Raw genomic sequence first — 9,901 nt, forward strand, 5'->3', positions numbered from 1 at the left:
GGGCAGCGCACCGATGACCGCCATCGCGCAGGCACCGAGGTCGCCCTTGAGGCAGTTGAGGATGTCGTTGATCCCCAGGACCTCCATGAGGATCTGGCCGCCGGCCTCCAGGATCACGTCGAGGACGCTCTTGCTCTGGATCTGGTTGGCCTTGGCGACCTCCTCCGGGCTGATCTGCGGCACGTCGGTGGTCGTCGTCGGTGCCGCCGCGGTGACCGTGTCGCCGGCCACCGGCATGTTGCCGGTCGGGTCGGTGTAGGAGGTCGGGTTGTTGTCCGCGTAGGTGTACGCGGACGTCGCGGCGCCGCCGGCCGGCATCGGGTCGACGGAGGTGAACCGGCCCGTGCCGGGGTTGTAGTTGCGGGCCCGCAGGTAGTAGTTGCCCTCGCCGCTGGTCGAGTCCTGGTAGGCGCCCGTGTACTGCAGCGGGTTCTCCGGCCCGCCGGCCGCGGCCTGGACGGCGCCCGGCGCGGTGTCACCGGCGTCGGCCGGTGCGGCCTCCAGGGTGGTACCGACCCGCGGGTTGCCGAACGGGTCGTAGTCGTAGCCGATCTCCGGCGTGCCGGACGGCGTGAGCATGTTCGCCACGCCACCGAGCCAGTCGTGGGTGTACGCGTGCGGCCCGTTGGCCGGGTTCAGCAGGGCCAGGGGCTCGTCGTCGGGCCCGTAGGTGAAGCCGCGCTTCTCGACGGTGGCGCCGGCGGCGTCGGTGACGGCGTCGACCGCGATCTGCGGCAGGGTGCCGGCGACGTCCCACGACCAGCGCTGGGTGGCCGTCTCCGGCTTGCCCGGGTCGGTGGTCGCGGTCAGCCGCAGCCCCTCGGCGTCGTAGGCGAAGGTCGCGTCCCGCCCGGCGACGCGGGCGCCGGCCAGTGAGTTGTCGAGGTTGTAGGTGAACCTGTCGGTGCCGGCCCGGGTCTGGTTGCCGAGGACGTCGTAGTCGAACTCGGTCGTCGTGACGTGCCGGGGCTCGCGCAGGGTCTCCTTGCGGAGCTGGTTCGCGTCGTCGTACTCGTAGGTCGTGGTGTCGTCGCCCTCGGTGCCGCTGCGCTTCTGGCTGAGCCGGTTGCCCATCAGGTCGTAGCGGTAGTCGATCCGGCCCGCCGGGCGGGTCTTCTCGTCGCAGACGACGGCCGCGTAGCAGGCGGACACGAGCCGGTCGGCCTTGTCGTAGGCGTAGGCCACCGACTCGGAGACACCGCCGCGGGTGGTGACGACCCGGGTCGGGTTGCCGACCTCGTCGAGCTCGAGCTGGAACGCGGAGACCGGGTTCTGCGGCACGGCGACCGGGGTGACGGGCGCGGACGGGTCCGACAGGTCCCCCGCGCCGTCCTTGTCGTGTGCGGTGACGGTGAACGTGTAGGCGGTGCCCGCGTCGAGCCCGTTGACGATCGCGCTGGAGGCGGTCTCGCCCACGGTCACGGCCTTGCCGCCGGGTGAGGCGGTCACGGTGTAGCCGGTGACGTCGTCGTCGCGCGGCGGCTTCCAGGACACGACCGCGAGCCCGGCGCCGGGCCGCGCCTTCACGTCGGTCGGCGGGTCGGGCCGGTCACCGAAGGAGAGCAGGCCGCCGTCGGAGAGCTCCACCTGCGGCGCCTCGGGGGCGCGTTCGGTGCCGATGCTGGTCAGCCGGCCGGCGTCGTCGTAGCCGCGCCGCTCGATGAGCCCGGTCGCGGCCGGCAGCCAGGTGACCTCGCGCCGGCCCGCGGCGTCGTAGTCGAACCGCCATGTGGCCGGGTCGGCGCCCACGGAGCCGCCCGCCGCGGTCAGCGTCTTCATCTGGCTGTCGGCGTCGTAGGTGGCGGTGACCCGGGTGCCGTCGGGGTACTCGCGCAGCTTGATGTTGCCGCGCACGTCGTACTCGTAGTTGAACGTCTCCTCGAGGTTCGCCTCGACGCGCTTGACCTGCTTGACCTGGTCCTCGTCGTCGTAGGTGACGGCGCGGTGCCCGGTCGGGTCGACGTACGCGGTGATCCGGTCCTTGGCGTCGTACTGCCAGGAGTAGCGGGGACCGGCCGAGCCGAGGGTGCGGGAGTCGCGGCGGTTGACGATGTCGTACGTCTCGACGATCGTGCGCTTGGCCTTCTCGGTCGAGGAGAGCCGCTCGCCGTCCCAGCGCGCCAGGGTCGAGACGCGGTTTCCCTCGACGTCGTAGCCGTACTCGGTGATCCGGCCCAGCGGGTCGGTCTCCTTGGTCAGGCGGCCGGCCTCGTCGTAGGCGACGTAGGTGCGGTTGCCGTTGGGGTCGCGCACGGAGGCGACCAGGCCGTCGTCGAAGTAGTCGTAGACGGTGGCACCGTCGTAGTCGTCGTCGTAGGGCGCGTCCGGCGTGCGGATCGTGCGGGGCAGGTCGTCCTCGCGGTACGTGTACTTCGTGGTGTGCCCGCGCGCGTCGGTCTCCGCGACCAGCCGGCTGTTGGCGTCGTACTTCGACGTGGTGACGTTGTCGAGCGGGTCGATCGTCCGCGTCGGGTTGCCGGCCGGGTCGTACTCGTAGTGGGTGGTGTACCGCTCCTTGTCGGCGCCCGGCAGGTTGCCGCGCGGCTCGGTGGAGGCGGCCAGCATGCCGTCGTCGTCGTACACGAAGCTGGTGATGCCGCCCGTGGCCCGGATCGTCTGGGTCTTGTTGCCGGCCTCGTCGTACTTGTACTCGACGACACCCTGCTCCGGGTCACGGATCTTGGTCTGCTGGCCGTTCTCGTCGTACTCCAGCTCCGTCTTGCGGTGCAGGTTGTCTTCCGTGGCCGTGACGTTGCCGTTGTTGTCGCGCTGGAACGTCGAGGTCTTGTCGTGCTCGTCGGTCTTGGACGTGGTGCGGTCGAGGTCGTCGACGCCGATGTCGCGCTTGACGGTGATGCCGCCCGGGTACGGGCGCTCCATCCGCAGCGGGTTGTCGTTGGCGTCGTAGAAGTACGTGGTGGTGAAGTCGGCCGCGTTCGCGCCGGGCAGGTTGCCGCGCGGTGAGGTGACCTTGTGCAGCAGACCCTTGGCGTTGTACGCGTACGTCGTGGTCGGGTCCGGCTGGTCGTCCATGTCCACCCGCACCGAGGCGCGGCGCCCGGCGACCGTGTAGGTGTAGGACATCGTCACCCGCGGGTCCTTGACGGACTTGAGCAGGCCGTTGGCGAAGTAGCGGTACTCGGTGCGGGCGCCCAGCGGTGTCGTCTGCGACTCGGTGCGGCCCAGGTCGTCGTAGCTCGTCCGCCACGGCTCCCGCTTGCCCGGCTCCTGGACCTCGGTCGTGCGGTCCTGCGGGTCGTAGGCGTACCGCGTGGTGAAGTCGTCGCGATCGGCGCGCGGGACGGTGCCGCGGGGGTCGATCTCGGCGATCTGCCGGCCCGTCTTGTCGTACCTGAACTCGCCGCGGCGGCCCATCGGGGAGATGACGGCCTTGACCAGGCCGTGGTTCGGGTCACCGGCCGGCAGGTACTCGTACCGGGTCACCTTCTTGCGCTGGTCGGTCTCGGACTTCAGCAGGCCCAGCTCGTCGTACTCGTAGGTGATCGTGTTGCCCTTGGGGTCCTTGCTCGCGACCAGCTCGTCGAACTCGTTGTAGGTGTCCTCCCACACCTGTCCGTTGGCGTCGGTGTGCTTCTTCGGGTTGTTGCGGGCGTCGTACTCCGTCTCCTGCTTGAAGCCCAGCGACTGCGGCGCGTCCTCGCGGGTGCGGTTGCCGCGGTCGTCGAACCGGGCCTCGTGCTGGCTCTGCTTTCCGTCGACGACCAGGCCCCGGTTGAGGGCGCCGTCGTAGCGGTGGTGCTCGGAGTCGCCGTTGCCGCGCTGGGTGTAGACCAGCACGTTGCCCTTGTAGCCGTCGTAGACCCGCACGCCGTCGGCGTCGGTGGTCAGTGCCTCCTCGCGGTCGGCGAACCAGTCGAAGGTGGTGGCGTTGCCGAGCGCGTCGAGCTGGCGGCTGACGCGGCTGTTCGCGTCGTACTCGTTGTGGACGGCGACGACCCTGTCCGGGTTGGTCACCTCGGCGAGCAGGCCGTTGGTGCCGTAGGTGTATTTCCAGAGCTTGCCGCGGGCGTCGAGGTAGGACGTGAGCAGCGAGCCCGTGTAGAAGAACTTGACCTTGCGGTGGTCGGGCAGGCTGATCTCGCGGATCAGGCCGGCCTCGAGGCTCGCCTTGGCGGTGCGGCCGGACGCGTCGGTCAGCGTGATCGCGGTGGCGGTGTAGGCGAGCCGCACGCCCTGGCCGCGCGGGTTGAGGACCGAGGCCAGCCGGCCCTGCGCGTCGAACGCGAACGCGATGTTGTCGGGGGTGGTCAGCTCCCAGCCGTCGCCGGCCCGGCGCAGGTTGGACCGCACTCCGGGCGGCCGGCGGTAGCCGTCGCCGTCGGCGCGGAACGTGGCCTCGGCGCCGTCCTCGGCGCGCACGACCGCACCGCCGTCGGTCACGGTAACGGTCATGCCGTAGGACCACGCCCAGCCGCCGCCGAGCGGGCCGACGGCGTTGGCCGACGAGTAGGTGCGCGACGACGTGAACGGCACGCCGAACGACGCCATGCCGAGGTCCTGGACGACCTGGGTGAACGCGCCGGTCGCGGTGTTGACGCCGTCGCCGCGGATCGCCTGGCCGGCGCTGGTCAGCGCGAGGGCGTTGCCGCAACCGCAGCCGCCGGCCTGGCCGGGTGGGATCGCCGGCGGCACGATGGTGGCGCGGGGTTGCACCTCGGGCCGGTTGGAGACGACCTCGCGGCCGTCGTCGAGGACCGCGGTGATGGTGACCTCGTAGGAGCGGCTCGCGTCGAGCTCCCAGCCGTGTTCACGGCCGAACGCCCGGCAGAAGTCGCGCTGGCCGGAGCAGGTCGAGCGGGCGATCTCGTCGCGGGACAGGGTCGTCGAGGCCTGCTCGGTCTGTGTCTCCTTGTCGAACGCGGTGACCCGCCACGTCGACCAGGGTGGTGCCGCGTCGTCGACGTTGAAGTAGAGGCTGATCGAGGTGTCGCCGAGCAGGAAGCCGGGGCGGGCGAGCACGTCGGTGAAGACCTGGTCGTCGGCCGCGACGCGGGCGCTGGTGCGGCGGTCCCAGGCGGCCTTCGACAGGGCCGTGGGTGCGCCGTCGGCGCGGACCTCGGGTGGCACGACGGGTGGGCGCTGGTCGGGCGGGAAGGCGTTGTCCGGGCGTACGCCCTTGGGCATCGGCCGGTCGACGGGCCCCTGCCCGGGCCCGGGCGGCTGCGGAATCGGCGCCGCCTGCGCGCGGCTGCCCTCGATGGGCTGCAGCAGCGTGACGGTGAGCGCCAGTGCGCAGAATGCCGCCAGTGCGCGGGCACGGCTGCGCACGGTTGGTCTGGACATGGTTGGACCCTCCCCCGTGGACGGATCTGGCTCTACGTCAGTGATCCACGGCTGATCATAGAGGCCAATCAATGGTGTTCCGGAGTCGTCCATGTGACAGAAATTCACTGCAACCTATTGCCTTGATCGCGGTACGAATTGCCGTCTCTCGATTCGTTTTCGCATCGTCGATCATCCATCGTCGACCGGCGGCGCGGGTTGCCCGTACGCTCCATCGCATGGGAGGCAGAGCGCTGGTCTGTGGCGGTGGCGGGGTCACCGGGATCGCCTGGGAGCTGGGCATGCTGGCCGGGCTCGCCGACGGCGGCGTGGACCTGGTCGCCGCTGACGTGGTGATCGGCACGTCCGCGGGGTCGTTCGTCGGCGCGGGGGTCGCGTCGGGCGTACCCGTGGAAGAGCTCTATGCCGCGCAGCTGGCACCGCCGGAGAGCGGGCCGGCGGCGAGGCTCGGCTGGGCGTCGGTGGCGTCGTGGGTGTGGGCGTCGGCGACGTCACGGGACCCGGTGCGGGCCGCGGCGCGGGTCGGGGCGATGGCGTTGCGGGCGCCGACGATGCCCGAGGAGCGCCGGCGCGAGGTGATCGCGGCCCGGCTGCCGGCCGACTCCTGGCCGGAGAGGGACCTGCGGGTCGTGGCGGTCGACGCCGGCAGCGGGCAGACCCGCGTGTTCGACCGCACGTCGGGCGTCGACCTGGTCGACGCCGTCGGTGCGAGCTGCGCGGTGCCGGGGGTGTGGCCGCCGGTGACGATCGACGGCCGGCGCTACGTCGACGGCGGTGTCCGCTCGACGACCAACGTGGACCTGGCCGCCGGGTGTGACCGGGTGGTGCTGCTCGCGCCGATCGCCCGCTCGGTGGGCCGGCACGGGCGCCTCGACCGGCAGCTGGCGACGCTGCGCCGGGCGGGTGCGTCGGTGGTCGTGGTGACGCCGGACCTGGCCGCCCGGCGCGCGATCGGGCGCAACGTGCTCGACCCGGCCGCCCGGGCACCGTCGGCGCGGGCCGGGCGCGCGCAGGCCGCGGCCGAGGTGACGCGGGTCGCGGCGGTCTGGGCCGGCTGAGGCGGCGTGCCGCGTTCGGTTTTGTCGCAGGCGCCTGGTAAGAAGAGCCTGCACAAAATCAAACAGGTGTACGGATGAGAGGGGTTCCCCGATGGCCGCCGCGCGCACCGCTGTCCGCGGTCTGTCCACCGACGAGCTGTCGTCGATCCGCGACAGCCTCGCCGCCGGCCGCAAGCCCAAGGTGGTGTTCACGGCCGCGGCCGGCCAGATCGAGGGCCAGACCGGCCAGGTGGTCCAGCTGACCGACCCGGACGCGTCCGACGAGTTCGTGGTCGTCCGGTTCGGCCGCGACGAGTTGCCGTTCTCCCCCACGGACCTGGCGGTCCCACCGCGCGGCGCGAGCCGGGCGACGCCCGCCAAGAAGGCGGCGCCGGCCGCGCCCGTCGCCGAGCCGCCGCCGGGCCCGGCCCTGCTACCGCCCGCCCCCGCTGTTGTTCCGGCTCCACGTGAGGAGAAGAAGGTGACCGCGTCCACGGTGTCCACGGTGGAGGAGCCCACGGAGGCGCCCCGCCCCGCCAAGCGGGCCGCCAAGCCGGCCAGGCCCAAGGGCCCGGCGGGCCTGACGGTGACGCTGGCCTACGCCGACGGCGAGTGGACCGTGGCCGCCGCGCAGGGCACCAAGAGCCTGGCCAAGCCCTACGTGATCCGCCCGGCCGAGGCGCTGAAGATGGTCGCCCTGGTCGACGTCCCCGGCGTCCACGAGGCCGTCGAGCAGATCATGGCTTCGGAGCGGGCCGAGGCCGAGTCGCAGGCCGAGAAGCTACGCGCGGAGCTGGCCGAGATCGAGGCCCGCCTGGCGGAGCTGCGGGACGTGGGCTGAGCCGTGGCGTCCTGGGCGGTCTTCGCGGCGGAGGCGCCGGAGCTGGCGGCGCGGGTGCGGGCGGCCCTCGACGCCAACAAGCACAAGACGCTGGCCACCGTGCGCCGCGACGGGGCGCCCAGGATCAGCGGCATCGAGACCATGTTCGCCGGCGACGACCTGTGGACCGGCAGCATGTGGCAGGCCCGCAAGGCGCAGGACCTGCTGCGTGACCCGCGCTTCGCGCTGCACTCGGCCACGATCGACCCGGGCGACGACCCGGGCTCGTGGCCGGGCGAGGCGAAGCTGTCGGGCCACGCCGAGGCGGTCGACGACTTCGACCGCTTCGCCGCGGTGATCCCCGACGGCTCGCCCGACAGCATGCACCTGTTCCGCCTCGACCTGCGGGAGGTGGTCCACACGGGCCTGTCCCAGGCGGTCGACAAGCTCGTCATCGAGCTGTGGCGGCCGGGCGCCCAGGTGCGGCGCTTCGAACGCTGAGCCCACGGGCGGTCACGGGCGCGGGCGGAGCAGGTTCAGCAGGCCCGGCAGGGGCGCGAGCTCGACCACCGCGGCCCGGCAGCGGGCGCAGCGCGGCAGGTGCCGCATTAGCGCGACGCGCTCGCGCGGCTCCAGCGCCCCGAGCAGGAGCGCGGCCACGGAGTGGGTCAACGGGCAGCGGCTCATCGCACCCGCTCCTCCCGCTCCGCCTCGGCCGCGTCGTGCCTGGCCAGCCAGCCCGGCCAGACGCGGCGGGCGACGTCGCGGCGCAGCCGGCCACCCAGATGCATCGCCCGCGCGACACCGCGGTAGCCGGGCAGCACGCCGCTGGCGACCAGGACATGGCCGACGATCAGGGGGGTGACCAGATACGTCGACCAGCGGTGCAGGCGCACCAGCCAGACGAAGCCCGGGCCGCCGGTGACCGTCGTCAACCCCACGCCGGTGCCGACCAGCATCGCCAGCAACGCCACGAGCAGCAGGTTCGCGACCCGCTGGCCCGGGTCGAAGTGGCCGCCGTGGTACGCGAACCGGCCCGTGAACGCCGCCGCCGGCCAGCGGGCGAACCAGCGGGCGTCGCCGCGGTCGACGCGGAGCGACTCGGCCAGGAACGTCCGTGCCGCCCGGGCGCCGACCGTGACCGCCAGGGCCGACAGGACGGCGAGCACCCAGCCGGTCCACGTGTGGATCGTCGTGTCGGCCAAGCCGGTGGCGCGGGCCAGCGGGCTCGGCTTCCCCTCCCGGCCCGCGACCAGCCACCAGCCCGTGCCGAGCAGCACGAGCACGGCCACGTAGGTGACGGCGTGGAACCAGCGGGTGCGCCGGGAGTAGCGGCGTACGGTGGCGGTCATTCTCAGTAGCCGTACGGGTCGTCGGGCTGGTCCGCGGGCGACGGTGCCTTCGGGTCCGTGCCGCCGACGATGATCGGCACCTGGGTCTCGGCCCCGGCCGGCGAGTGGTTGGCGTTGCGCAGCGACGCGTGCAGCACGTGCGGGCCGGCCGCGAGGTCGGTGACGCGTACCGTCGGCGCCTCGACGACCTGGTAGTCGTCGGCGTTGTCGTCGAACCAGACGTGCACGTGGTGCTTGCCGCTCTCCGTGGTGCCCAACGGCACGCTCGCGGTCAACTCGACGTCGAACGGCACCTGCACGGTGGATTCCGCGGCCGGTGCGGTGACCTCGACGGTCATCCCGCCGCCGTCGGCGGCGTCCGCGTCATTGCCGTTGCAGGCGGCCAGGGCGGCGAGCAGGACCAGCGCGGCAGCGGACCGGCGCAGGTTGGCGAACATCGGGTGCCTCCCTCGGTTGGTGTCTCCGGGTCCTACCGGCGCCGCGGGCCGTCGGGATTCAATCGCCGCCGAGAGATCCCGCCGCGGTCCGCGGTGCGTAGTACCTGGTGTGGTCGCCACCGACGAAGCGCTGCTGGCCGGGATGGCGGCCGGCGACGCCCTCGCGGCGGCCGCGTTCGTGCGCCGCTACCAGGCGCGCGTGTTCGGGCTGGCGCTGACCATCGTCGGCGTCCGCGCCACGGCCGAGGACGTCGCGCAGGAGGCGTTCACGCGGGCCTGGCGGTACGCGCCCGGCTACGACCCGCGGCGCGGCGCCGTGTCGACCTGGCTGCTGACGATCGCCCGCAACGCCGCGGTCGACGTGCTGCGCACGACCCGCGACCAGCCGTACGACCCGGCGACGCTGGTCGACCTCGTCACGGTGCGGCCGGCCGGTGACGAGGCGCCGGCGGACGCGGTCGCCGACCGGGAGCGGCTGCGCACCGCGCTGCGGTCCCTGCCGGCCGAACAGGCGCAGGCGGTGGTGCTGGCCGCGTACTACGGTCTGACCGCGCGCGAGATCGCCGAACGGGACGGGTTGCCGCTGGGCACCGTGAAGACCCGGATCCGGCTCGGGCTCGGCCGGCTACGTGACCTGATGGAGGTGCGGGATGGGTGACTGCGCCACGGTCCGGCCGGCGCTGGCCGAGCTCGCGATCGGCGCGCTCGGCGGCGACGAGCGGGCCGAGGCCCTGCGGCACGTCGCATCCTGCGCCGCGTGCGCCCGCGAGCTGGAACGCCTCGCCGGGGTCGCCGACGGGCTGTTGCTGCTGGCACCGCCGGTCGAGCCGCCGGCCGGCTTCGAGAGCGCCGTGCTGGCCCGCACGACCGGCCCGCCGAATGAACCAGTGCCCGGTGAAACGGCAGTGGCCGCGCCTGTTCGAGCACATCCGCAACGGCTACCTCAAGCCC

General features: G+C 72.8%; 9 protein-coding genes. 5 read left to right on the plus strand and 4 right to left on the minus strand.

The window, feature by feature from the left end:
- Positions 1-5,304: RHS repeat-associated core domain-containing protein (locus AB0H87_RS31780; RefSeq protein WP_360153954.1), on the minus strand; the 5,304-nt coding region annotated here is incomplete at its 3' end.
- A gap of 218 nt (positions 5,305-5,522) precedes the next feature.
- Between AB0H87_RS31780 and AB0H87_RS31785 the strand changes: the two genes are divergently transcribed.
- The 3 genes from AB0H87_RS31785 to AB0H87_RS31795 all read left to right on the plus strand — a co-directional run bounded on the left by AB0H87_RS31785 (position 5,523) and on the right by AB0H87_RS31795 (position 7,662).
- Entirely contained in the window at positions 5,523-6,362 is an 840-nt protein-coding gene (locus tag AB0H87_RS31785; protein ID WP_360153957.1) for a patatin-like phospholipase family protein, read from the plus strand.
- A gap of 91 nt (positions 6,363-6,453) precedes the next feature.
- Positions 6,454-7,182, plus strand: coding sequence for a hypothetical protein (locus AB0H87_RS31790; RefSeq protein ID WP_360153960.1), 729 nt, complete (start codon positions 6,454-6,456; stop codon positions 7,180-7,182).
- 3 nt (positions 7,183-7,185) lie between these two features.
- On the plus strand, positions 7,186-7,662 hold the full coding sequence (locus AB0H87_RS31795) for a pyridoxamine 5'-phosphate oxidase family protein (RefSeq protein WP_360153963.1): 477 nt from the start codon (positions 7,186-7,188) through the stop codon (positions 7,660-7,662).
- Positions 7,663-7,674: 12 nt separating this feature from the next.
- Here the strand turns inward: AB0H87_RS31795 and AB0H87_RS31800 are convergent, their stop codons facing one another.
- The 3 genes from AB0H87_RS31800 to AB0H87_RS31810 are packed head-to-tail and all read right to left on the minus strand — an operon-like array spanning position 7,675 to position 8,950.
- Positions 7,675-7,848 carry a zf-HC2 domain-containing protein gene (locus AB0H87_RS31800; protein WP_360153966.1) on the minus strand — a complete coding sequence of 58 codons (174 nt, stop codon included), beginning with the start codon at positions 7,846-7,848 and terminating at the stop codon, positions 7,675-7,677.
- Positions 7,845-8,513, minus strand: a complete 669-nt coding sequence (locus AB0H87_RS31805; RefSeq protein ID WP_360153969.1) for a cytochrome b/b6 domain-containing protein — start codon at positions 8,511-8,513, stop codon at positions 7,845-7,847. The genes AB0H87_RS31800 and AB0H87_RS31805 overlap by 4 nt, the downstream gene beginning before the upstream one ends.
- A 2-nt stretch (positions 8,514-8,515) precedes the next feature.
- Positions 8,516-8,950: a hypothetical protein gene (locus AB0H87_RS31810; RefSeq protein WP_360153972.1), complete on the minus strand. Its 435-nt coding sequence runs from the start codon at positions 8,948-8,950 to the stop codon at positions 8,516-8,518.
- 109 nt (positions 8,951-9,059) lie between these two features.
- Between AB0H87_RS31810 and AB0H87_RS31815 the strand changes: the two genes are divergently transcribed.
- Positions 9,060-9,608: a sigma-70 family RNA polymerase sigma factor gene (locus tag AB0H87_RS31815; RefSeq protein WP_360153975.1), complete on the plus strand. Its 549-nt coding sequence runs from the start codon at positions 9,060-9,062 to the stop codon at positions 9,606-9,608.
- Positions 9,601-9,901: hypothetical protein (locus AB0H87_RS31820; protein ID WP_360153978.1), on the plus strand; the 301-nt coding region annotated here is incomplete at its 3' end. The genes AB0H87_RS31815 and AB0H87_RS31820, both read left to right, overlap by 8 nt.

Source organism: Asanoa sp. NPDC050611, assembly GCF_040654855.1.
Lineage (GTDB): Bacteria > Actinomycetota > Actinomycetes > Mycobacteriales > Micromonosporaceae > Asanoa.